The following is a 25,487-nucleotide window of genomic DNA, read 5'->3' as shown; positions in this document are numbered from 1 at the left end:
CAAACTATATTGTGTTTCTAATAAAGCCTTGTGCGCCTTCTAATTTTTGCTTGGCTTCATCATAAGAGCAATTGAGTAAAATCATAACAATGGCTGCTTTTACTTGATGGTTTGCCTTTTCAAAATAAGTTTCCGCCGTCCCGTAGTCGACTCCGGTTGCTTCCATGATAATTTTTTTCGAACGTTCAATCAGTTTTTTGTTTGTCGGTTGAACATCGACCATTAAGTTTTCATATACTTTTCCAATTTTGATCATGGAAGTGGTGGAAATCATATTAAGAACAAGCTTCTGTGCAGTTCCGGCTTTTAATCTTGTTGAACCGGTAATGATTTCTGGTCCTGTAACTACTTCAATGGCAACATCAGCTATTTCTCCAATTTTGGAGTTTGCATTATTGCTAATACTTGCTGTTTTGGCACCGATTTCCTTGGCGTGTTTCAGTGCCCCGATCACATAAGGGGTTCTTCCACTGGCCGCAATCCCGATAACAACGTCTTTATTTGTTAAGGAAACTTTCTTTAGGTCCTCACCTCCCGCCTGTTCATTGTCTTCTGCACCTTCAATCGCATCCGTAACCGCTTTCAATCCACCGGCAATAATACCTTGAACTAAGTTTTTGTCAACGCCAAAAGTAGGCGGACATTCTGAGGCATCTAATATTCCTAAGCGTCCACTCGTTCCTGCACCGGCATAAATGAGTCTGCCGCCGTTTTGGAAAGCTTGCACAACATAATTAACAACAATTTCAATTTTATCAAGCACTTCACGAATTGCTAAAGGAATTGTGGCGTCTTCACGATTCATTAATTCTAATATTTCTCTAATCGATTTTTGATCTAAATCTAATGAATTTGGGTTTCTTAATTCTGTCGTTAACTTTTCTAGCATTCTGTCACCCACTTTATTAAAATTTATTTCACACTTTTATTATATATTATAGAAATTAAAAGTCAATTATATTCAACCAAATTATGAAATTAAATTTCAAATAAAAGAATATTTTTATGAGGAGATAAACCGAGTTGGATTATCTCCTTAAGCGAATAACTTCATTTCTAGCTTTGTGATATTTGTCAATTACTTTTTCACCTTTTGAATGAAAAATGCTTAAATAAAGTGAGTCAATAATTGTTAACTGTGTCATTCTGGAAGGGATGCTGCCAATTCGGAAATCTTGTTCAACGATCGGTGTGCATAATCGAATATCGGCTTCTTTATAAAGCGGGGATTTATCTATATTGGTAATAGCAATGACGGTTGCTCCCTGCGATTTGGCAAAACGTGACAACTCCAATACATCCTTAGTTTTCCCTGACATACTAATGGCAAAAAAAACAGATTTCTCGGTCAAATAAGGGATAGCTGAAAGGAGAAAGTGAAAATCATGATTCGTCGTACATTGGTAACCTAACTTAGTAAATTTATAATATCCATCTATGGCGGCTGTTGAGCTCCCTCCGACACCATAAAACATAAGTTTATCCGCGTGACTTAAAATATCTACGGCCTTCTCAAATTCTTTTCGATCTAACGATGCGGGCGTCGCTTCAATCGCAGCTTTATTGACATATGTTACTTTTTGAAAAAGATCGTATGGTTCGTCTCTCTTTTGTAAAATATCAAAATCAGTTAAATTCATTCCGGTTAATGTTATATCTTTAACCAGCTCCAGTTTAAAGGATTTAAAACTGCCAATCCCAATAGATTTACAAAAGCGAACGATACTTGATTCACTCACACCGCTATTTTTTGATAAATCTTTCGTCGTCATATTGGGAACAAGCTCCGGGTGTTCTAATATATATTCGCCGATTTTTCTTTCCGCTTCCGATAGTCTGTTTAAATTTTGTTCAATACGGGATAGTAAAGAACTCATTCGTTCCACCTCATTAAATTGAAATTATATGTCGTGGTTCTTTGATAATTACAAATTGATTATAAACGTTTTCCGGAAAACATACACGTTTTTTTATATGTAAGAGGTTAATTGAGGTAGGGTGAGTCTCTTTGCCAAAGTCTGACAGTTAATTCAATAGTAAAAAGAAATAGTTCAACAATAGTATCCTAATATTCGGCAGAAAAAGAGAGAAGATTAATAAACTAACCGTAAATCAATAATTACTTACAAAGCGTCACCAATGAAAAAACTCCAGACAGATGTGCTGCCTGGAGTACTGTTTATGCAATCAATAAATCATTTCTCCCCGCTTAACTCTACTAAAATTTTAGCTTGGGATTTGTCAGTTGTTAGTGCTTCGAAGCCTTTTGACACGATGTCATCAAGTTGGATGACGCTTGTGACGATGCCTTGTGGTTTCAATTGACCTGTCCCCATTAAGTCAACGGTTTGTTGGAAAGTCGTTGGGGTATAGGCAATAGCTGATGTAATTTTTACACCGGTATTTGTTAATTGCAATGGATGCCATTCAATCGGGCGGGCAAAAATGGAAACAATAACCATAGTACCTCGTGCTTTTGTTGAATCAATCGCTTGTTTGAATGTTGGTGCGACACCGGCTACTTCAAATGATACATCAACGCCATCGGGAACAACTGCTTTAATGGCCTCAACCGGGTTTTGTTGACCGGAATTAATAATATGGGTTGCGCCCAGTTCTTTTGCTTTGGCCAGTCGTGTTTCCGACAAGTCCATCACGAAAATATTGCTTGCCCCGGCTGCTTTTGCGGCAATTACTGTCAATAAACCGATTGGACCTGCTCCGTAAATCGCAACTGTATCACCAAATTTCATATTCCCTTCTTTTACGGCTTGAACGGCTACTGCTGTTGGTTCAACGAGAGCACCGTCTTGTAACGTTAATGTTTCCGGTAACGCATAAACATTCGATTCTGGAACATTAACATATTTTGCAAATCCGCCGTCTCCATGTAATCCAATAAAACTGAATCCGTCATAAACATCTAGGTCTTCCGGTTTGTTTCCATAGGTTAATGTCGGGTTGATAACAACACGGTCACCAACTTTATATTTGGTTACATTTGCACCAACTTCTTCAACAACACCGGCAAACTCATGCCCCATCGTGATTGGCGCTTTTTCACCCGTTAAAGCGTCTTCCTTTTCAACCGGAACAAATACCGGTCCTTCTTCATATTCGTGTAAGTCGCTTCCGCAAATACCTGCCCATGCCACGCGAACTTTTACTTGATTGTCTTTTACAGGTTTTTCCGCAACTTCTTCAATCCGTATGTCCTTTTTACCATACCAAACGGCTGCTTTCATTATGTATACCCCCATTATTTGATTTAAAAAGTTTATAGTTAGACACGTTTAAAACGAACTATACTACTATAACAATTTAATAATATATCCAAAAAAATGGATTTCGCAAATAATTTATATTTTTTTCATATAAAAAAGCATGTGCAACTTTCTGTATAAGTGCAACATGCTTGAAAATTAGTCGATTTTAGCTAGCATTTTTATCAATTATCTTGTTATCTATTTCAGAAGCGGCTGACATTCGGAACCATGAGAAAGCAAGAACGACAAAAAGAACAAAGCCCATATAACCGATGATGGGATAAAACAGGGAGACAAGATCCGTAAAACCGGCGAAACTTAGTCCGAGTGCCGCAATTCCTAATAAAGTGATGGTCCACTTAAATTTTGCCGATCCGATATCCGCAAAGCGAGCCCCCAATGAGTAGAATAAACTGACGGCCGTATTGAAAATCATCCCATATAAAATAATCGAATAAATAATACCGAGAATCGGAGAAAGATCATCGGCTATTTTTAACAATGGCATATCCACCTGGCCGACTACATTTATTTTGGAAAAGATTGTAAAATAACTTACAATAATTAACATACCGATTCCTAAACCGCCAACGAGTCCACCCAGTGTGGCAGTTTTCTCATTCCCTTCATCACCGCCCATAACAATCGTCATCGAGGCTCCGAGAACAATATTCATCGAAACATAGTTTAGAGTGGAAATAAGCCAGTTCGAGACAGCCGGTTTTTGTGTCATGGATAATTCATGTAGCTCCGAAAAACTTAAATCCTTCGTTACAAAGCTATATATAGATAGAAAGATGACGGAAACAATTAAAAATGGTGTAATGCTCCCAATTACTTTCACGATTCGATCGACATTACTCATAACGGAAAGCATGATAAGAATAAGCATAAGGCCGCTTCCGACTATCGGCGTGAACCCAAATTGCTGATGGAGCGTTGACCCACTCCCGGCAATCATGACAACACCAAAACCGAATAAAGCGAAGATAAGAATGTAGTCGATTATTTTACCAAGAAATCTACCGCTGATTTGGTAAATAACATCACTATGTGAAGTGGCGTGCATTTTGCTTCCTAATCTTGTTAATGTCATTCCCATAAAAGAAAATAGAGCACTAGCAAGGATGGCAGCCACAATTCCCATATATCCAAAGCTGACAAAGTACTGTAATATCTCTTGACCGGAAGCAAAACCGGCACCAATGATAATCCCGATAAATGCACTGGCCATTTGTAAAACCTTTTTCATGTTGTCCTCCAATTCCATGGTGTGGATATGAAAATCTTTATATCAAAAAAATTTTACTAATGACCATTATAGAACTAAATTTATTTTCTTACCATAATAAGTTTGGAATTGGAAGTGAATTTAATTGGGAAAATGGGAAGAGATTTTTCCATAAAAATATGATTAGCAGTTTGTACTGGGGTGGAAAATTTGGTAATGTTGGGCATAAAAAACTGTCTACACCGGAATGATACTTCGGTGTAGACAGCCAAGTTTATGACTGGACATTTGCCCGTTTATGCTTCCACATCAAGTAACGATAGCGGATAAAACAACCGATGCAAAATCCCATTAATGCGATACCGGACGCAGCCAGCACCATAATGCTGAACACATAGCCTAAAACATTTAAACCGAAGTAAAAGAACAGAGTAGATAACCCGATACAAATCGTCGCAATCCATTGATTAAAAATTTGCTGATCTTTATCTTCTTGCGGATATTCGTTTAGTGGTTTGCTTAACCATCGTTTCCCAATTGAAATAATCGGATTTTGTTTTGTAATGAGCGTATAAATGCCGATAGTTAACGGAATGATTAAGATTGCCTTGTGAATGAATAATGCCAAAAGAACCGAGATAAAAATAAATGCCTGATTTGTTTGTACCAATGGTTTTGGAATACCCATGAAAATCCCCCCTTTTAGAATTAATTCTTATTATACATAGTAGTTTGGTTGGAATAAAGAATTTTGTCTTAGAAAAGCATCACATTTCCAAAAGATTATATCTTTGGAGAGAGAGCTAGCCTAAAATCAGGAACTCGCCAGATGATAATGATTTTTATTGCGTTTTTTTAATAATAGGGGGGTTATTCTCGTAGCGACTTGGCAAATTAAACGAATAATCATCGCTTTTTTAAAAATTAGGGGAAGTCAGTCTCCCCTAAATATTGTTACCTGTTACCCGTGTCATCCAGTCAAAGGCACGTTTAAAACAATTTAATCAATTCGTTTACTGCTAAAACAGCGAAAAGAATAATACTTATGGTCAGGATGAAATTAGAAATCAACCCATTACGATCTTCAGTTAGCGGAATATATTTTTTACTATTTAATAAATATAGCAATGTAATAGAGAGAAATGGCATAAATAATGCACCTAAGGCCCCGTAGGCAATAATTAACCCAACCGGCTTTCCGATAAAGTGAAGTAACATTGGCGGAAAGGTTAACCATAGTACATAGAACCGGTAAGCTTTCGTCTCACTTAATTTTTCTTTTGGGATCGTTTGTTTTTTAACAATCCGAATAAAATCCGCAAATAAATAGGAAACCCCATTCCATACACCTAATAGCGAAGTAAAGGATGCCGACCAAAAGCCAAGCAAAAACATCCACCGAAAAGTCGGATTCAATTCATTACCTAAAATGGATGCGAAAGAAACAAGTCCTTGCTCTCCACTAATGGTAGTATCTGTTCCATAAAGTAAAGCAGCACCAAGAATAAGTAATGAAATGGTAAAAATAGCGGTAACAATATAGGCGATGGCTGAGTCGAATCGGACGGCTTTGATAAAGGAAGGACCGTCCCATTTATTTTCTTGCAGCCAATAGCCGTATGAAGCCATCGTAATTGAACCGCCGACACCGCCGATTAAACCTAATGCGTAAATCAGTGAGCCTTCAGGTAAAGTTGGTATGGCCGTGTCGATGATGTCAGCTAAATCAGGAAGAACGACAATCGCTGAGCCGACAACGGTGATAAACATTAAACCAACCAACCAGTTCATCACATGTTCAAATGTCCTAAATTTCCCCCACCAAATGAGGATGAACCCAACAAGAGAGCTAATGATGGCCCAAACCCATAATGGAAGCAACGGAAATAATGCGGCTAGAGCAAGTGCGCAAGAAGAAGAAGCGGCTGCACCGTAAACAAATCCCCAAATAATCGTATAAATACCAAAGTATCCGGTAGCCCATTTTCCTAGAGCATGCCAGCCATCCAAAATGGTTTTCCCCGTGATTAAATGCCAACGACCCACGCCCTCATTTAAGGCAAATTTAATAAACGCCCCGAGGACAATCGCCCATAGAAAAACTAATCCATAGTTGGACCCGGCAACAAGAGCAGCGACAAGATCCCCGGCTCCGACTCCGGTAGCCGCAACAAGAAGACCCGGTCCGATAATTGACCATTTTTTGGAAGCGTTTGAGTTTTTGTGACCAGGTGGAATAGTGAGATTACTCATTTTTTACCCTCCCCGATAAAAGTTAGATACTTATACATATTTCATCGAGTGGACAGTTATGCAGGAATCCTTTAAAGCGGTTGCTTAATGAGTTTATTCGTAATTTATGTGCCCCAAATCTCACTTTTTTACCCAAAAAGGTTGCTGAGAGGTTTTAAATGAATAATTGTCCAAAAGAAAAATTATATCTTTTGGACAGTTTGAATATGTTTTTTCTAAAATTAAGACTAATAGAGTTCATTTCATGTAACGAGAAACCCGGCTTTCTGCAAATCCCGACAGGCTGCATCCAATTTATCATACGAGTCGGCTTCCAATGTATGCAGATGAATGCCGCCGGTTAAGGTTAATAAATAGGAACTGTTCGTTTCTTTAATTTTTTGAATAAATTGATCTACTTCTTTACGATTGCTCACGCGGATCGATGCGGTCAAATCGCCGTAAACCGGATGCTCGATGATGACATCTTTCACCGAGACCCCATGGTCGACAAGGATGTACAGTTCTTGTTCCGTTTCTTCCGGCGTATGGTTACAAACGATGGTCATTTGTTCAAGCTGCTGACCTTTTTCTTCATGAAGATATATATAGCCTTGGCTCGTCGCAACGACCGGTTCTTTTTTTGCTTTTAAAATAGAAATATCTTGAACAATAATTTGCCGGCTCACATTCGTCATTTTGGCGATTTCGCTGCCGGTTAGCGGAGTTGTAGCTTTTTTTAACAAATCAAGAATAAAGTCTTGTCTTTCTGTAGTGGGCATTTTTTCTTTTTTCATTCCCGTCTTCACTCCTACTTCTGAAAAAATCGATTGGTGATTTCCTTGAATATTTCTGCTGTCCTTATGATATCATCTCTTGTTGTATTTTTTCCAAGAGATAACCGAATAAAAGACATAGCTTCCTCATCAGTGCGGCCAATCGCTTTCATTGTCCGAGACGGGGCTTGCATTCCGACTGAACAAGCACTACCGGTAGAAATGGCGAGACCGTACCGATTACATTCAAGCATTACATACTGTCCTTCCATACCAATGATGCGAAGTCCCAAAATGTTTGGCAGATGGCTGATAGAACTTCCTTCTACCATTATTTTTGCGGCAGGAAAAACGGTTAAATAATTAATTAGTTCTTCACGCAAAGCAGAAAGCCGTTTCCCCTCTTTTTCCATACTTTCGCAAATATCATCGGCGGCTGTAACAAACGAAGCAATCCCGGGAACGTTCACGGTTCCAGGACGAAACCCGGATTCATGGGTCGTTCCCGGAAGTTGCGGGTGCCACTTTAATTTTGGATTGATATAAACGGCCCCGACACCTTTAGGCCCATAAATTTTATGTCCGGAAAGTGATAAGCTGTCAATATTCATCTCTTTCACGTCAATCGAAAGTTTTCCAAATGATTGTACAGCATCACAATGAAAGATAACTTTCTTTTTATGTAAAATTTCTCCAATTTTTTTGACCGGTTGGACCGTACCGATTTCCGAATTTGCATGCTGAATGGAAGCGAGGATCGTTGTTTTCTTAATTGCCTGTTTTAAAACATCCAATGACACCATACCGTATTCGTCGACAGGCAGGTAGGTAACTTCGAATCCATTTTTTCCTAGTTTTTGAAAAAGGTGGTAGATCGATGCATGTTCGCATTTTGTTGTAATTAAGTGATTTCCTTTTACCTTATGTGCTTCTATAAGCGAGGAAATGGCGAGAATACTAGATTCTGAGCCGCCGCTAGTAAAATAAATCCCATTTTGCTCACAGTTTAATCGTTTTGCCAGCTGCCGGCGACTTGCTTCTAACAGGTTTGCGGCAGTTGAACCGATATCGTGCAGGCTACTCGCATTTCCGTAAAAATTTTTACTTGCTTGGATAAAAACATCCAATGCGTTTTCAGACATAGGTGTTGTTGCGGCATAATCTAAATAAATCATCGTTTTGCTCCTTTATCGTTGCGCTTTTTTTATCTTCGCCACCTTGAGACCTTAATGGCACTAAAGAAAATTCTCATCCATAAAAGTGAAAATTTTTTCAGACAAACACGAAAAAAATTGCTTGCTATAATGGTAAATCTATGTCATGATATGTGTCAAGACAGGTGTATAAACTAATATATTCGTGCAATTATGAGCAAAACACCAAAGACCGTTTTGGAACAGGAGGGCACGATGATGAGACAATATGATGCCATCATAATCGGTAGCGGGATTGCTGCATTAACTGTTCTGTATCGTTTATATGATCAGATGAATGTTATTGTCTTCACAAAAGCCAATACGTTTTCCAGCAATTCTTATTTAGCACAGGGTGGAGTGGCAGTTGCCATGGATAAAGAGGATCATTGGTCAGAACATTACCGCGATACAATGGTTGCCGGAATTTATCATAATCATCCGGAGCATTTGGAACTGCTAACAAAAGAGGCACAGGTATATATAAAAGATTTAATTAAAAGAGGCATGAAATTTGACCGGAATCAAATGGGGGAATTCGATTACGGGCAAGAAGGGGGGCACCTAAAGCGGAGAATCATTCACGTAGGCGGGGATGCAACCGGAAAAGTTTTAACAACTTTTATGTTTGAACAAGTGAAGGATAAAGTTAAGATTATCGAAAATGAGATGGCTATAAACTTAATCACCCATGAAGGCCGTTGTGTCGGGGTGACAACAAAGAATAAGAACGGAGAATTAAATCAATATCTTGCGCCGGCTACCATTGTTGCGACCGGGGGCTGTGGCGGAATTTATGAGTATACATCGAATGCGGAAACAATCACCGGCGACGGGATGGCAATGGCTTATCGGGCCGGGGCAAATCTCACGGATATGGAGTTTGTTCAATTTCATCCGACTGTTTTTTATAAGAACGGGAAAACAATTGGTCTCATTTCCGAAGCTGTACGTGGAGAGGGGGCCTTTTTGCAAAATTTAAAAGGGGAACGGTTTATGGAGACCGTACATGAGCTCAAGGATTTAGCCCCGCGTGACATCGTGGCAAGAGCCATTTTTCGTGAAATCCAAAAAGGAGAACTCGTATATTTAAATATTGCTAATGTAAAAGATTTCAGGAGACGTTTTCCTAATATTTTTCAGATGTGTGTGGAAAACGGAATGGATATTCGGAACGGTCTGTTGCCGGTCATGCCGGGTGCACATTTTATGATGGGTGGAATTCAAACAGATGAACGGGGTCGGACTTCGGTAAAAGGGCTGTATGCTGTTGGAGAGGTGGCATGTACCGGTGTTCATGGTGCCAACCGAATTGCGAGTAACTCATTATTGGAAGGGATTGTTTTCGGAAATCGAACGGCTGAAGGGATACTCAATGACCATTTACCGGTGTTTGTAAGTGGATTTAGAGGGGCAAACTGGGTTAATAAGCAGACGCCGGTTAACTTGCCAACGAAACAGGAAATAAAGGCGAAAATGGCAAAATATGCAGGGGTAGAAAGAAGTGCCGTTGGGTTAGAAAAATTAAAAACATGGCTGGAGCAGTATCCTTTTTTACATATAAACCTTGAAAGTTTATCTTTGGAAGAAGTAGAAATTGTAAATATGTTAACGGTCGCTTGGCTGATTGCAACATCGGCTTTGGAACGAAAGGAAAGTCTTGGAAGTCATTTTCGTATTGATTTTCCTGAATCAAAGAAAGTTGGAGAAAGACGAGAAATCATTCGGCAAATTTCTTATGATCAAAAGATTTTGGTGGGGAGTTCGTTGATATGAATCAATTAAAATTGAAACATATGCTTGAGACATTTTTACTGGAAGATCTAGGCGATGGTGATTTAACGAGTGATGCGATTTTTCCTGTGGAGCAAAGGGGACGAGGTGTATTTTTGGCAAAAGAAGTCGGGGTGATTTCCGGTTTACAGGTAATTGAAGCAGTATATCATTTGTTGGATCCGAAAATGGAAATTACCCGGTATTTTGCAGATGGAGAAACGGTTACACCCGGTGATGTAGTTGCGGAAGTATTTGGTCCTGTTCGTTATATTTTAACCGGTGAGCGGCTAGTTTTGAACCTGCTGCAGCGGATGAGCGGGATTGCCACGATGACGAGGAGATGTGTCGATGTGTTGGCCGACCCGACCATTCACATTTGTGATACGCGAAAAACAGCTCCGGGTTTGCGCATGCTTGATAAATATGCAGTAATGACCGGTGGCGGAAGAAATCATCGGATTGGTCTCTATGATGGAGTGATGATTAAAGACAATCATATCGCATATGCCGGGTCAATTACGAAGGCAGTGCAAGCCGTACGGGAAAAGCTTGGCCATATGGTGAAAGTGGAAGTGGAAACGGAAACAAAGGGTGAAGTGCTTGAAGCGGTATCCGCCGGGGCAGATGTGATCATGTTTGACAATCGCAGACCTGAGGAGATTAAGGAATTTGTCAGACTTGTGCCGGATCATATTATTACGGAAGCATCGGGTGGAATTACATTGGAAAACTTGGCATCTTACCGAGGAACCGGTGTTGATTATATATCCTTAGGATTTTTAACGCATTCGGTAAAAGCGCTTGATATTAGTTTACAAGTGAACGAGGGGGAGAAAAAATGAGTTTATTGGAAATGGCTCAGAAAACTTTATTACCTGAACACTATAAAACGATGGCGGTTGAGGAGATGGAGGCACGTGTTCGGGAAATTAAAGAGAGAATGGGCTACGGACTGTTTATTCCGGGCCATCACTATCAAAAAGATGAAGTGATTCAATTTGCTGATGCGGTTGGTGATTCTTTGCAGCTTGCCCAAGTATCGGCCAAAAATATTGCAGCGGAATTCGTTGTATTTTGCGGTGTTCATTTTATGGCGGAAACAGCAGATATTTTAACAAGTGATAAGCAAAAAGTGATTTTACCGGATATGCGTGCCGGCTGTTCTTTGGCTGATATGGCAAATATTGAACAAACGGAGCGCGGTTGGAAAGTAATGCAAGAACAGTTTGGCGATACGATTATTCCGTTAACGTACATAAATTCAACAGCGGCGATTAAAGATTTTGTTGGTCGTCAAGGAGGTGCTACGGTTACTTCTTCAAATGCCCGTCGCATGCTTGAGTGGGCGTTTACCCAAAAGGAGCGAGTGTTGTTTTTACCGGATCAACATTTAGGCAGGAATACCGCTTATGATTTGGGTGTGCCGCTTGATGCGATGGCTGTTTGGGACCCGATCCGTGAGCAATTTGAATGTGATGGGGATTTGGCTGATGTGAAAATTATTTTATGGAAAGGTCACTGTTCCGTTCATGCGTTGTTTACTGTAGAAAATGTGGAGCAAGTTCGAAAAAACCATCCGGATGCCAAAATTATCGTTCACCCGGAATGCAGCAGGGAAGTAGTCGCACTCGCCGATGATGCCGGCTCAACAAAATATATTATTGAAACGATTAAGGCGTCCGAGCCCGGAACAAAATGGGCAGTCGGAACGGAAATGAATCTCGTTAACCGTTTGACACAGCAATTTACCGATAAAGAAGTGTTCTCTTTGAACCCGTATATGTGCGCATGCATGACGATGAATCGAATTGACTTGCCCCATTTATTATGGGCGCTGGAAACGGTAGAGCAAGGCAAAATCATCAATCAAATTACGGTTGAAGAGGAGATTGCAGAAGGTGCGCGACTTGCCCTTGACCGGATGTTGGCAAGAGGTTGATTCTGGATGGCCGGGAAGGGAATTTCTCCGGCCTTAAATTCTAATTTTTAAACAAACAATTCAACCGGTAAATAAAAAAAGATGAGAAAACAGTTTCTCCAGCCCCGAATCTTAATTTTTAAGCAAACGGTTCATTTCCCTAATGCCTGTTCAATATCTTCCAAAATATCATCTATTGCTTCTAGTCCCACCGATAGACGCAACATGTTGTCTGTAATTCCCATCGACTTTCTTACATCGCTAGGTACTACCGCATGGGTCATTGTCGCCGGGTGTTGAATGAGGGTTTCCGCATCTCCAAGACTGACGGCAATTTTAATTAATTTTAGCCGATTCATAAACTCTTGTGCCGTGCATTTCCCGCCTTTCACTTTAAATGAAACCATTCCGCCGGGAGCCTTCATTTGCTTTTTCATAATTGAATAGTATGGTGAGTTCGGGTTACCCGGGTAAATGATGTCTTCAATAAATGGATGACTTTTTAAATAGTTTGCGAGTTTCCTTGTATTTTCAACATGGCGATCCATTCGGACATGAAGTGTTTTTAATCCGCGTAAAAGTAACCACGCATCGAATGGGGCGATGATGCCGCCGATATCTTTTTGAGTAGTCATCCTGATTTTTTGCATATCTTCTTTATTTTTCCCAATGAGAATACCTGCAATCACATCCCCGTGTCCGCTAATATATTTCGTTGCACTATGGATGACATAATCAGCCCCAAGCTCAAGCGGGTTTTGCAAATATGGTGAGCAAAAAGTATTATCGACAATAACGGGAATTCCGTATTTTTTCGCAACGTCAGTAACAAGCCTAATATCGATTAGTTCCATTGTTGGATTTATCGGCGTTTCAATGTAGATACAGCAGGTTAGGTCATGAATGGCTACCTCAATTTCTTCCGCTGTCTGCATGGGACTGAATGTATGTGTGACACCAAATTTTTTATGAAGCAGGTCAAGCAGCCCGAACGTGCATCCATAAACCCCGCGCGAACATAAAATATGACAGCCGGAATACAGGAAATGGAATAGAACCGCCGACACCGCAGCCATTCCCGACCCGAATGCGAGAGCGGCTTCACCCTTTTCCAATGCCGCCATCCGTTCCTCTAATACACGGACTGTCGGATTACCAAGCCGAGAATAGATGAACCCTTCTTCCTCACCGGTGAATCGCTTTTCTCCTTGTTCGGCAGTGGAAAACGTAAAGGTTGAACTGTGAAAAATCGGTGGATTCAAACTACCATGAAAATCCTTTGAAGAATACCCTTCATGGATGAGCATTGTCTCAAATCGCTTTTTCTTATTCATTGAGTCAGCTCCTTTAATAAAATGTAAACGATTACAATAATTAATATACGAAGCCCTAGAATATTATGTGATAAAAAATAATTTTACATGATAGTTAAGTTAAAAATTTCTGATTACTATTGACAACGAAAGGGCTGGAAAATATAATAGGTTCAGGAACATATGTTTGTTTTCTGGTAGTTTGTATCACTAGAAGATTTAACTTACTGTAGAACTTATTAAAGATTAGTATTAATATAATGGAGGATGATATGCTATGAATAGAAAAGAATTACAGGAACTTGCTGAAATTCGAATAAAAGAAGCAGAAATTCTCCTTAAAAGCGAGTGCTATGATGGTGCATACTATATGGCAGGTTACAGCATTGAATGTGCACTGAAAGCATGGATTGCAAAAAGTACAAAAGAACATGATTTTCCCGATAAAAAGATTGCAGACAAAGTACACACCCATGATTTAGTAAGATTATTAGGTGTTTTAGATGTGCAAGTTCCGGAAGAAATCAAATTTAACTGGTTTATTGTAAAAGATTGGTCGGAAAAGGCTCGGTATGAAAAGTATTCCATGGTAGAAGCATCAGATTTATTAGCGGCAATTAATGATCCAACTGAGGGGGTATTTAAATGGATAAAAGAACATTGGTAGAAAGCGATTTTACAAATGGCGCACTTTTGGTAGAACAATTAGAACAGAATGATTTTCCTGTTCACTCTGCTTTATGGTTATATGATCCTGACAATGAACGTTGGCGACTAATTATTTCTTCGATAAAATATGATCTGGCAGGTCCGCGAAAAGCTTATGAACATATTGATAAAGTAATAAGGAAAATTGAACAAACCGATCAAGAATTTGATATCTCTTTAGAAAACATTACAGTTAAGCGGACGAATGATTCTTTTATAAAAGTCCTTGAAAAAATACAAATAGCACCTAATAAAAAAGGAACTAGATTCACAAGAAGGGCTCTAAATAATTTTTATATCGAGGATGCGTATATCTATAGAGTAGGTGCATAGGTCTATCAGATTATTGTTTACCCTAATGCTGAAAAGGCATTCTAAGTAAAACAACCCCTTTGGAAGTACGGGTTAAGGGGTTGTTTCCCATCATGCTGACTTATTTCCTTAATAAAGCCAAGCTTGCTTTATAAATAAGAACTACTGAAAATACTAAAATCGCTAAAATACCAATGAAATTTGTAAATGGGGTAAATGATGCGAAAACGGTTCCAGAAAGCGGTACTTTAACTAAAGCAAAACCGGCAAGGATTGCAGCAAGAAACAAAAGTACAGGTCGATCCATTTTGTTCCCTCCCCTCACTGCTTTCCATTATTATATGTACAAGGACCCAAAGATGTGTCAATTGTATAAGGGGAGATGAAAATTTTTACGTCAAAAAACATAGTAACTCATATATTTGACACCAAACTAAATTACCAAGCATAGTCCTGTAACATTATCTATAAAGCTGGACTAAAGTTAAGTGTAAACGAATAAATTCCAAGATTCCATATAATTCACGTAAATTGTAATTTGGAATTCTTATCAAAGTAGATAGGCTTAGTTCATCGGGAATGTGTATATGAAAAGGCTCAGTTTTCGTTTGGTATCTGGCATCTTTATCATGGCTTTCACTATGAAATTTTAGTAGAATTTTTCCGTCTACAGCAAACCAATCGTAATAGTAACGATCAATTTGTTGATTTTTTGTTAGGAACTCGCGAATTCTTAAATAAGATCCGTCTATCATTCTAATTGTCTTTCTTTGAATGAAGCCGGTGGATTTTTGGTATCCATCTCCATCAAGAATATCAATAATAATATCGCCGAACTCTGCTTGTATGATTGCAAAATTTGTTGGATTTAATTTCATAAAGACCCTAATCTGTGAAGAAGGTAGCCCCATATTTCAAGGTCCTCTTCTTCTTCCTCACTTTTATTTTCTTTATTCTTTAGGGCTTCATAAGAGGTTTGATATTTTTCTTCAAAGAACTTGACTTCCTTTTGAAGTAGAGTTTTCTCCTCTTTTTCTGTTATTTTATTTTTTTCTAGAGCATACTCCTCGGCGATTTGTTTAATGGTTTTCTGCTGCCCGTTATTTGCAGTCCAAATAGAGGATTCAGGTATTTTTGCATGTTTATTTTTTCCATCACGCTCAACTTTTGAAAATCTGCCCTCTTTAATCCAGTTATTAATTGTTGTTTGGGATACACCAAAAATCCGAGCTAAGTCGCCTGTCTTGTATATAATCTCACCTTGCTGTTCATCAACAGAAATCGTTGCCATATATTTAATAATTTCAGTATAGATTGATTTTACAACACTAGGATCTGCTAAATCTTTCTCGTTTATTTCGTTAATATTCAGAGGTATGGTGGCAGGTATTTTTCTCAGGGAATTAATAAGTAATTTAAGAACAACTGGACTTAAGCTTTCATTGTAAGCTACAAAGTTTTCTGCTAACTGATCAGCATTAGACAAAACCGCTTTCTTTTCAAAATACGTAATCATAAAACTCACCTCTCCTCATACCTCCTATTTTAAATGATCATCCAGTAAATTGCAACCAAACTGCAATTGAAGTGAAAATAAATTTATTTTTTTAGTAAATAGCTTTTCTAAATTGTATGCCTATCAGAATACTTCCTTTATCAAATACGTTAATGTAAATATTAGGAAAGGAAAGTTATTGTTAATAAGAATCTTATTTTTTATTTTTATGAAAAAAGAAGAGCGAAACTGTGAGAAAATTTTTTATTAATAAAATTGAAATATCACTATGGATTATTGTAATATTACCATAAGGATAGGTGACGTTTTTTTGAAAATTGTAAACCTAATTTGAAGAAAACCAATTAAAAATCGCTTCGGCTTTTTTTTAAGTGCCAGGTAGCATTGTTGCTAACCCATGTGTAATAAAGGTTTGTTTTCCTTCGGGGCACGAACACATTATAAGGGAAACCTAAAGATTCCCTTTCTTGTTTAATATTATAACCAGTGAAAATAAGAATAATGCACCTAAAACTAATATACAGAAAATAAGAATTAAAAGTACTAATATATACATCATATGCTATCCTCCAATGCTTTATTTTTTAATAATTGATGTTAGTATTAGTTTTATTTTAATTTCTAAACATAAGAATTTGAAAAGGATGTGTTTATTATGGCGACACGCAGTTTTATTTTAAAAATTGAACCAAATGAAGAAGTTAAAAAGGGATTATGGAAGACGCATGAGGTATTGAATCATGGAATTGCCTACTACATGAATATTCTGAAACTAATTAGACAGGAAGCTATTTATGAACATCATGAACAAGATCCTAAAAATCCGAAAAAAGTTTCAAAAGCAGAAATACAAGCCGAGTTATGGGATTTTGTTTTAAAAATGCAAAAATGTAATAGTTTTACACATGAAGTTGACAAAGATGAAGTTTTTAACATCCTGCGTGAACTATATGAAGAGTTGGTCCCTAGTTCAGTTGACAAAAAGGGTGAAGCCAATCAATTATCGAATAAGTTTCTGTACCCGCTAGTTGATCCGAACAGTCAAAGTGGGAAAGGGACGGCATCATCCGGACGTAAACCTCGGTGGTATAATTTAAAAATAGCAGGCGACCCATCGTGGGAGGAAGAAAAGAAAAAATGGGAAGAGGATAAAAAGAAAGATCCCCTTGCTAAAATCTTAGGTAAGTTAGCAGAATATGGGCTTATTCCGCTATTTATTCCATTTACTGACAGCAACGAACCAATTGTAAAAGAAATTAAATGGATGGAAAAAAGTCGTAATCAAAGTGTCCGGCGACTTGATAAGGATATGTTTATCCAAGCATTAGAGCGTTTTCTTTCATGGGAAAGCTGGAACCTTAAAGTAAAGGAAGAGTATGAAAAAGTTGAAAAGGAACACAAAACACTAGAGGAAAGGACAAAAGAGGACATTCAAGCATTTAAAGCCCTCGAACAATATGAAAAAGAACGGCAGGAGCAACTTCTTAGAGATACATTGAATACAAATGAATACCGATTAAGCAAAAGAGGATTACGTGGTTGGCGTGAAATTATCCAAAAATGGCTAAAGATGGATGAAAATGAACCATCAGAAAAATATTTAGAAGTATTTAAAGATTATCAACGGAAACATCCACGAGAAGCCGGGGACTATTCTGTCTATGAATTTTTAAGCAAGAAAGAAAATCATTTTATTTGGCGAAATCATCCTGAATATCCTTATTTGTATGCTACATTTTGTGAAATTGACAAAAAAAAGAAAGACGCTAAGCAACAGGCAACTTTTACTTTGGCTGACCCGATTAACCATCCGTTATGGGTACGATTTGAAGAAAGAAGCGGTTCGAACTTAAACAAATATCGAATTTTAACAGAGCAATTACACACTGAAAAGTTAAAAAAGAAATTAACAGTTCAACTTGATCGTTTAATTTATCCAACTGAATCCGGCGGTTGGGAGGAAAAAGGTAAAGTAGATATCGTTTTGTTGCCGTCAAGACAATTTTATAATCAAATCTTCCTTGATATAGAAGAAAAGGGGAAACATGCTTTTACTTATAAGGATGAAAGTATTAAATTCCCCCTTAAAGGTACACTTGGTGGTGCAAGAGTGCAGTTTGACCGTGACCATTTGCGGAGATATCCGCATAAAGTAGAATCAGGAAATGTTGGACGGATTTATTTTAACATGACAGTAAATATTGAACCAACTGAGAGCCCGGTTAGTAAGTCTTTGAAAATACATAGGGACGATTTCCCCAAGGTCGTTAATTTTAAACCGAAAGAGCTCACCGAATGGATAAAAGATAGTAAAGGGAAAAAATTAAAAAGTGGTATAGAATCCCTTGAAATTGGTCTACGGGTGATGAGTATCGACTTAGGTCAACGTCAAGCGGCTGCTGCATCGATTTTTGAAGTAGTTGATCAGAAACCGGATATTGAAGGGAAGTTATTTTTTCCAATCAAAGGAACTGAGCTTTATGCTGTTCACCGGGCAAGTTTTAACATTAAATTACCGGGTGAAACATTAGTAAAATCACGGGAAGTATTGCGGAAAGCTCGGGAGGACAACTTAAAATTAATGAATCAAAAGTTAAACTTTCTAAGAAATGTTCTACATTTCCAACAGTTTGAAGATATCACAGAAAGAGAGAAGCGTGTAACTAAATGGATTTCTAGACAAGAAAATAGTGATGTTCCTCTTGTATATCAAGATGAGCTAATTCAAATTCGTGAATTAATGTATAAACCCTATAAAGATTGGGTTGCCTTTTTAAAACAACTCCATAAACGGCTAGAAGTCGAGATTGGCAAAGAGGTTAAGCATTGGCGAAAATCATTAAGTGACGGGAGAAAAGGTCTTTACGGAATCTCCCTAAAAAATATTGATGAAATTGATCGAACAAGGAAATTCCTTTTAAGATGGAGCTTACGTCCAACAGAACCTGGAGAAGTAAGACGCTTGGAACCAGGACAGCGTTTTGCGATTGATCAATTAAACCACCTAAATGCATTAAAAGAAGATCGATTAAAAAAGATGGCAAATACGATTATCATGCATGCCTTAGGTTACAGTTATGATGTTAGAAAGAAAAAGTGGCAGGCAAAAAATCCAGCATGTCAAATTATTTTATTTGAAGATTTATCTAACTACAATCCTTACGAGGAAAGGTCCCGTTTTGAAAACTCAAAACTGATGAAGTGGTCACGGAGAGAAATTCCACGACAAGTCGCCTTACAAGGTGAAATTTACGGATTACAAGTTGGGGAAGTAGGTGCCCAATTCAGTTCAAGATTCCATGCGAAAACCGGGTCGCCGGGAATTCGTTGCAGTGTTGTAACGAAAGAAAAATTGCAGGATAATCGCTTTTTTAAAAATTTACAAAGAGAAGGACGACTTACTCTTGATAAAATCGCAGTTTTAAAAGAAGGAGACTTATATCCAGATAAAGGTGGAGAAAAGTTTATTTCTTTATCAAAGGATCGAAAGTTGGTAACTACGCATGCTGATATTAACGCGGCCCAAAATTTACAGAAGCGTTTTTGGACAAGAACACATGGATTTTATAAAGTTTACTGCAAAGCCTATCAGGTTGATGGACAAACTGTTTATATTCCGGAGAGCAAGGACCAAAAACAAAAAATAATTGAAGAATTTGGGGAAGGCTATTTTATTTTAAAAGATGGTGTATATGAATGGGGTAATGCGGGGAAACTAAAAATTAAAAAAGGTTCCTCTAAACAATCATCGAGTGAATTAGTAGATTCGGACATACTGAAAGATTCATTTGATTTAGCAAGTGAACTTAAGGGAGAGAAACTCATGTTATATCGAGATCCGAGTGGAAACGTATTTCCTTCCGACAAGTGGATGGCAGCAGGAGTATTTTTTGGCAAATTAGAAAGAATATTGATTTCTAAGTTAACAAATCAATACTCAATATCAACAATAGAAGATGATTCTTCAAAACAATCAATGTAAAAGTTTGCCCGTATAAGAACTTAATTAATTAGGATGGTAGGATGTTACTAAATATGTCTGTAGGCATCATTCCTACTATCCGTTTTGTCCGAATATCAGAGCATTAGGTGAGGAATGGTAAGAAAGGAAAATTTATATGAACCAACCGATTCCTATTCGAATGTTAAATGAAATACAATATTGTGAGCGACTTTTTTACTTTATGCATGTCCAAAAGCTATTTGATGAGAATGCAGATACAGTTGAAGGAAGTGCACAGCATGAGCGGGCAGAAAGAAGCAAAAGACCAAGTAAAATGGGACCAAAGGAATTATGGGGGGAGGCGCCAAGAAGTCTTAAGCTTGGTGATGAGCTGTTAAATATTACCGGTGTTCTTGATGCCATAAGTCATGAAGAGAACAGTTGGATCCCGGTTGAATCAAAACACAGTTCCGCACCGGATGGATTGAACCCTTTTAAAGTGGATGGCTTTCTACTTGACGGGTCTGCATGGCCAAACGATCAAATTCAACTTTGTGCACAAGGCTTGCTCTTGAATGCCAATGGATACCCGTGTGATTATGGGTATTTATTTTATCGTGGTAATAAGAAAAAGGTGAAAATTTATTTTACTGAAGATTTAATCGCTGCCACAAAGTACTATATTAAAAAAGCACACGAGATACTAGTATTATCTGGTGATGAATCAGCTATTCCTAAGCCTTTAATTGATTCTAATAAGTGTTTTCGCTGTTCTTTAAACTATATCTGTCTTCCGGATGAAACGAACTATCTATTAGGGGCAAGTTCAACAATTCGTAAAATTGTGCCTTCAAGGACAGATGGTGGCGTTTTATATGTATCAGAGTCTGGTACAAAATTAGGAAAATCGGGTGAGGAGTTAATCATTCAGTATAAAGATGGCCAAAAGCAGGGTGTTCCTATAAAAGATATTATTCAAGTTTCGTTAATTGGAAATGTTCAATGCTCAACGCAATTACTTCATTTTTTAATGCAATCAAATATTCCTGTAAGTTATTTATCATCCCACGGTCGTTTGATTGGTGTCAGTTCATCTTTAGTTACAAAAAATGTTTTAACAAGGCAGCAACAGTTCATTAAATTTACAAATCCTGAGTTTGGACTAAATCTAGCAAAACAAATTGTTTATGCCAAGATTCGAAATCAACGAACTTTACTTAGAAGAAATGGGGGGAGTGAGGTAAAGGAGATTTTAACAGATTTAAAATCTTTAAGTGACAGTGCACTGAACGCAATATCAATAGAACAATTACGGGGTATTGAAGGGATTTCTGCAAAACATTATTTCGCAGGATTTCCGTTTATGTTGAAAAATGAATTACGTGAATTGAATTTAATGAAAGGGCGTAATAGGAGACCGCCAAAAGATCCTGTAAATGTACTTCTTTCTCTTGGTTATACTTTATTGACACGTGATATTCATGCTGCGTGTGGTTCAGTCGGATTGGATCCGATGTTTGGTTGTTACCATCGCCCAGAAGCAGGTCGACCGGCTCTAGTATTAGATGTTATGGAAACATTTCGACCACTTATTGTAGACAGTATTGTCATCCGAGCTTTGAATACTGGTGAAATCTCATTAAAAGATTTTTATATAGGAAAAGATAGTTGTCAATTATTAAAACATGGCCGCGATTCCTTTTTTGCCATTTATGAAAGAAGAATGCATGAAACTATTACCGATCCAATTTTCGGCTATAAGATTAGCTATCGCCGTATGCTCGATTTGCACATTCGAATGCTTGCAAGGTTTATTGAGGGGGAACTACCGGAATATAAACCATTAATGACCCGGTGAGTTTGTATTTTTAGGTTATAAAAGAGGTGAATACATGCAGCAATACGTCCTTGTTTCTTATGATATTTCGGACCAAAAAAGATGGAGAAAAGTATTTAAACTGATGAAAGGATACGGAGAACATGTTCAATATTCCGTATTCATATGCCAGTTAACTGAATTACAGAGGGCAAAATTACAAGCCTCTTTAGAAGATGTTATCCATCATAAGAATGACCAAGTAATGTTTGTTCACATCGGGCCAGTGAAAGATGGTCAACTATCTAAAAAAATCTCAACAATTGGGAAAGAATTTGTTCCAATGGATTTAAAGCGGCTTATATTTTGAAAAGATATAGCAAAGAAATCTTATGAAAAAAATAGAAAAATATATTGTTAAAAAATAGGGAATATTATATAATGGACTTACGAGGTTCTGTCTTTTGGTCAGGACAACCGTCTAGCTATAAGTGCTGCAGGGGTGTGAGAAACTCCTATTGCTGGACGATGTCTCTTTTATTTCTTTTTTCTTGGATCTGAGTACGAGCACCCACATTGGACATTTCGCATGGTGGGTGCTCGAACTATAGGTAAAACAAACCTTTTTAAGAAGAATACAAAAATAACTACAATATTTTTTAAAAGGAATTTTGATGGATTTACATAACCTCTCGCAACATGCTTCTAAAACCCAAGCCCACCATAGCCCAAAACCCCCTGCGGTCCAAGAAATAAGAAATGATATGAGGCATTAGCACAAAGTAATGAAGGGCAAAAATTATTTCAGGCTTTGTCCAAGAAATAAGAAATGATATGAGGCATTAGCACATAATCTTTTTGTTACTTGCCCACTTTACGAAATGTCCAAGAAAAAAGAAATGATATGAGGCATTAGCACAAATAATATCGAATAGTAATAATACAAAGACATCAAATGTCCAAGAAAAAAGAAATGATATGAGGCATTAGCACTTGCGCCGTTTTTGCGGTGCAAATAAAACTGATCCAGTCCAAGAAAAAAGAAATGATATGAGGCATTAGCACTAACCATATTAGCGGTATTGTAGGAGGGATATTATGTCCAAGAAAAAAGAAATGATATGAGGCATTAGCACAATTTCTCACTAATTTTATAGGCAATATCAAATGTTGTCCAAGAAAAAAGAAATGATATGAGGCATTAGCACTCAATAAACCATTCAAGCATGCGATTCCCTCCTATGTCCAAGAAAAAAGAAATGATATGAGGCATTAGCACCATTGAGTTTGTCCTTTAGAATTTGTCCACTTAAAGTCCAAGAAAAAAGAAATGATATGAGGCATTAGCACATTGTTGCAGCTATACCTCTACCAATCGCACCTAAGTCCAAGAAAAAAGAAATGATATGAGGCATTAGCACTATTTTAAACCTTATTCTGTTTTTATTCCGTATTCGGTCCAAGAAAAAAGAAATGATATGAGGCATTAGCACTTGATAAATTCCAATTCTATCGGATAAATGAAATTATGTCCAAGAAAAAAGAAATGATATGAGGCATTAGCACAATTACAGTGAAAAAACATCAAAATATGGAGTTATTGTCCAAGAAAAAAGAAATGATATGAGGCATTAGCACTAAATAAATCCGATTTTTATTCTTCAATATCCACTTTAGTCCAAGAAAAAAGAAATGATATGAGGCATTAGCACTTCATAAGATTCATATTCTCTGCAACCTTGTCCCGTGTCCAAGAAAAAAGAAATGATATGAGGCATTAGCACCTAAAACTGAATTTATGAGTAAGCAGGAGCGGGGGGCGTCCAAGAAAAAAGAAATGATATGAGGCATTAGCACTTGATACTATCAATTTTTGTTTCTAACACTTGCCTACGTCCAAGAAAAAAGAAATGATATGAGGCATTAGCACTCATACTCAAATCGCCTCCGATAAGTTCGTTATGCTTGCGTCCAAGAAAAAAGAAATGATATGAGGCATTAGCACGATAAATATACGTTCATAGACGAAAAAAGTTTCACTTGTCCAAGAAAAAAGAAATGATATGAGGCATTAGCACGTTCAAAAACTAGCCAAACGTTACTACCTTGATGAAGATGTCCAAGAAAAAAGAAATGATATGAGGCATTAGCACCGATGGCCTCAACGTCCCTGCGATATTCGCCTTGCTGTCCAAGAAAAAAGAAATGATATGAGGCATTAGCACTCATTCTTAACACCTTTTCCATCCAATGGATTGAAAGTCCAAGAAAAAAGAAATGATATGAGGCATTAGCACTTGGTCTAATATATGCTACTAGGTCACTTATGGGTGGGTCCAAGAAAAAAGAAATGATATGAGGCATTAGCACAACAAAAAACAATTGATGAAGTATTTCAGCATGCAAGTCCAAGAAAAAAGAAATGATATGAGGCATTAGCACGTTCCCCTCAAAGTGAGTCACCCGATTATGGTTCGGAGTCCAAGAAAAAAGAAATGATATGAGGCATTAGCACCTTGTACTAGGCCCGGAACAAGAGGACGGTAAAAGACGTCCAAGAAAAAAGAAATGATATGAGGCATTAGCACCATCCTGTAAGTCCTTTGTTTTTTGCCTTAAGTCCGCCTGTCCAAGAAAAAAGAAATGATATGAGGCATTAGCACAGCAAAGGAAGCACGAATATATAATAAACTTCTTCGAGAGTCCAAGAAAAAAGAAATGATATGAGGCATTAGCACAGCTTCTTGTTCTATCGTACTAAAAGTAGGGATGGTACGTCCAAGAAAAAAGAAATGATATGAGGCATTAGCACTTAAAGCGATAGCAAAGTATTCGCTAACCTTTCCTCCGTCCAAGAAAAAAGAAATGATATGAGGCATTAGCACCTAGCAAAGGCTTACGCCAAGTATTTAAAAGAGCAAGTCCAAGAAAAAAGAAATGATATGAGGCATTAGCACTAGTCACTATGTATATTATATGATTGATATTCGCAGTCCAAGAAAAAAGAAATGATATGAGGCATTAGCACTGTCCTGCATTTTCTTCGCGCCTCCTTTTTCAAAGTCTACGTCCAAGAAAAAAGAAATGATATGAGGCATTAGCACCACTAAAGCAGAAACACTATCTGGAATTGAAAAATTTAGTCCAAGAAAAAAGAAATGATATGAGGCATTAGCACTGAGAAACACGAGTATTTAATCTAACAGGTTTACTCAGTCCAAGAAAAAAGAAATGATATGAGGCATTAGCACCATTAGACAATTGCATATTACCTGAACAAAATACAACGTCCAAGAAAAAAGAAATGATATGAGGCATTAGCACTGAGCATTATGATGAAAATGAAAGCTGGCATGATATGTCCAAGAAAAAAGAAATGATATGAGGCATTAGCACTAATCACCCTTCATTGTTTTTTTTTATGGTGTTTATTGTCCAAGAAAAAAGAAATGATATGAGGCATTAGCACTAATCACCCTTCATTGTT

The 25,487-nt window shown here is 37.6% G+C and carries 20 protein-coding genes and 1 CRISPR repeat array; of the genes, 8 read left to right on the top strand and 12 right to left on the bottom strand.

Annotation, left to right across the window (positions count from 1 at the left end; translation table 11 throughout):
* Positions 1-4: 4 nt before the first annotated feature.
* The 8 genes from murQ to LIZ98_RS05730 form a co-directional block, all read right to left on the bottom strand.
* Entirely contained in the window at positions 5-889 is an 885-nt protein-coding gene (murQ, locus tag LIZ98_RS05765) for an N-acetylmuramic acid 6-phosphate etherase (RefSeq protein ID WP_227139207.1), read from the bottom strand.
* A 139-nt stretch (positions 890-1,028) separates the two neighbouring features.
* Positions 1,029-1,877: a MurR/RpiR family transcriptional regulator gene (locus LIZ98_RS05760; RefSeq protein ID WP_227139206.1), complete on the bottom strand. Its 849-nt coding sequence runs from the start codon at positions 1,875-1,877 to the stop codon at positions 1,029-1,031.
* Positions 1,878-2,195: 318 nt separating this feature from the next.
* The gene (locus LIZ98_RS05755) at positions 2,196-3,245 is read right to left on the bottom strand and encodes a 2,3-butanediol dehydrogenase (RefSeq protein WP_227139205.1); all 1,050 of its coding nucleotides are present in this window, start codon (positions 3,243-3,245) and stop codon (positions 2,196-2,198) included.
* Positions 3,246-3,432: 187 nt separating this feature from the next.
* Entirely contained in the window at positions 3,433-4,518 is a 1,086-nt protein-coding gene (locus LIZ98_RS05750) for a YkvI family membrane protein (RefSeq protein WP_227139204.1), read from the bottom strand.
* A 253-nt stretch (positions 4,519-4,771) separates the two neighbouring features.
* Entirely contained in the window at positions 4,772-5,185 is a 414-nt protein-coding gene (locus LIZ98_RS05745) for a DUF4395 domain-containing protein (protein ID WP_227139203.1), read from the bottom strand.
* Positions 5,186-5,487: 302 nt separating this feature from the next.
* Entirely contained in the window at positions 5,488-6,750 is a 1,263-nt protein-coding gene (locus tag LIZ98_RS05740) for an Nramp family divalent metal transporter (RefSeq protein WP_095142526.1), read from the bottom strand.
* Positions 6,751-6,992: 242 nt separating this feature from the next.
* A complete protein-coding gene (locus LIZ98_RS05735) occupies positions 6,993-7,526 on the bottom strand; it encodes a transcription repressor NadR (protein WP_034772826.1) in 534 nt (177 codons plus the stop codon).
* 14 nt (positions 7,527-7,540) lie between these two features.
* Positions 7,541-8,680, bottom strand: coding sequence for an IscS subfamily cysteine desulfurase (locus LIZ98_RS05730; RefSeq protein WP_227139202.1), 1,140 nt, complete (start codon positions 8,678-8,680; stop codon positions 7,541-7,543).
* Between the two features lie 237 nt (positions 8,681-8,917).
* Here LIZ98_RS05730 and nadB point away from each other — a divergent pair, with 237 nt between their 5' ends.
* The 3 genes from nadB to nadA are packed head-to-tail and all read left to right on the top strand — an operon-like array spanning position 8,918 to position 12,413.
* Positions 8,918-10,474, top strand: coding sequence for an L-aspartate oxidase (nadB, locus tag LIZ98_RS05725; RefSeq protein ID WP_227139201.1), 1,557 nt, complete (start codon positions 8,918-8,920; stop codon positions 10,472-10,474).
* Positions 10,471-11,316 (top strand): carboxylating nicotinate-nucleotide diphosphorylase, encoded by an 846-nt coding sequence (gene nadC, locus LIZ98_RS05720; RefSeq protein WP_227139200.1) that lies wholly within the window; start codon positions 10,471-10,473, stop codon positions 11,314-11,316. Before nadB ends, nadC begins: the two co-directional genes overlap by 4 nt.
* Positions 11,313-12,413, top strand: a complete 1,101-nt coding sequence (nadA, locus tag LIZ98_RS05715) for a quinolinate synthase NadA (protein WP_227139199.1) — start codon at positions 11,313-11,315, stop codon at positions 12,411-12,413. Before nadC ends, nadA begins: the two co-directional genes overlap by 4 nt.
* Before the next feature lie 131 nt (positions 12,414-12,544).
* On the opposite strand, the gene megL is transcribed toward nadA, so the two are convergent.
* Complete coding sequence (gene megL / locus LIZ98_RS05710; protein ID WP_227139198.1) at positions 12,545-13,726, bottom strand: methionine gamma-lyase; 1,182 nt, start codon at positions 13,724-13,726, stop codon at positions 12,545-12,547.
* A gap of 256 nt (positions 13,727-13,982) precedes the next feature.
* On the opposite strand from megL, the gene LIZ98_RS05705 reads away from it, so the two are divergent.
* Complete coding sequence (locus LIZ98_RS05705) at positions 13,983-14,372, top strand: HEPN domain-containing protein (protein ID WP_095142519.1); 390 nt, start codon at positions 13,983-13,985, stop codon at positions 14,370-14,372.
* Positions 14,351-14,746, top strand: a complete 396-nt coding sequence (locus LIZ98_RS05700) for a hypothetical protein (RefSeq protein ID WP_095142518.1) — start codon at positions 14,351-14,353, stop codon at positions 14,744-14,746. Before LIZ98_RS05705 ends, LIZ98_RS05700 begins: the two co-directional genes overlap by 22 nt.
* 100 nt (positions 14,747-14,846) lie before the next feature.
* Here LIZ98_RS05700 and LIZ98_RS05695 read toward each other — a convergent pair whose 3' ends face one another.
* The 3 genes from LIZ98_RS05695 to LIZ98_RS05685 form a co-directional block, all read right to left on the bottom strand.
* Entirely contained in the window at positions 14,847-15,032 is a 186-nt protein-coding gene (locus LIZ98_RS05695) for a hypothetical protein (protein ID WP_227139197.1), read from the bottom strand.
* 154 nt (positions 15,033-15,186) lie between these two features.
* On the bottom strand, positions 15,187-15,636 hold the full coding sequence (locus tag LIZ98_RS05690) for a toxin-antitoxin system TumE family protein (protein ID WP_227202980.1): 450 nt from the start codon (positions 15,634-15,636) through the stop codon (positions 15,187-15,189).
* Positions 15,600-16,241 (bottom strand): helix-turn-helix domain-containing protein, encoded by a 642-nt coding sequence (locus tag LIZ98_RS05685; RefSeq protein ID WP_227139195.1) that lies wholly within the window; start codon positions 16,239-16,241, stop codon positions 15,600-15,602. The genes LIZ98_RS05690 and LIZ98_RS05685 overlap by 37 nt, the downstream gene beginning before the upstream one ends.
* A gap of 655 nt (positions 16,242-16,896) precedes the next feature.
* Here LIZ98_RS05685 and cas12b point away from each other — a divergent pair.
* The 3 genes from cas12b to cas2 all read left to right on the top strand — a co-directional run bounded on the left by cas12b (position 16,897) and on the right by cas2 (position 22,370).
* Positions 16,897-20,223, top strand: a complete 3,327-nt coding sequence (gene cas12b, locus LIZ98_RS05680; protein WP_227139194.1) for a type V CRISPR-associated protein Cas12b — start codon at positions 16,897-16,899, stop codon at positions 20,221-20,223.
* A gap of 136 nt (positions 20,224-20,359) precedes the next feature.
* A complete protein-coding gene (locus LIZ98_RS05675; protein ID WP_041902514.1) occupies positions 20,360-22,042 on the top strand; it encodes a CRISPR-associated endonuclease Cas4/Cas1 in 1,683 nt (560 codons plus the stop codon).
* Between the two features lie 34 nt (positions 22,043-22,076).
* Positions 22,077-22,370, top strand: coding sequence for a CRISPR-associated endonuclease Cas2 (gene cas2 / locus LIZ98_RS05670; RefSeq protein ID WP_227139193.1), 294 nt, complete (start codon positions 22,077-22,079; stop codon positions 22,368-22,370).
* 373 nt (positions 22,371-22,743) lie between these two features.
* A CRISPR array of direct repeats spans positions 22,744-25,469; the repeat unit is 36 nt; unit sequence GTCCAAGAAAAAAGAAATGATATGAGGCATTAGCAC.
* Positions 25,470-25,487 lie beyond the last annotated feature (18 nt).

The sequence above is a fragment of the Caldibacillus sp. 210928-DFI.2.18 genome, from assembly GCF_020554505.1.
In the GTDB taxonomy this organism is placed as follows: domain Bacteria; phylum Bacillota; class Bacilli; order Bacillales; family Caldibacillaceae; genus Caldifermentibacillus; species Caldifermentibacillus hisashii.
This window is presented reverse-complemented; position numbering and strand designations above follow the sequence as displayed.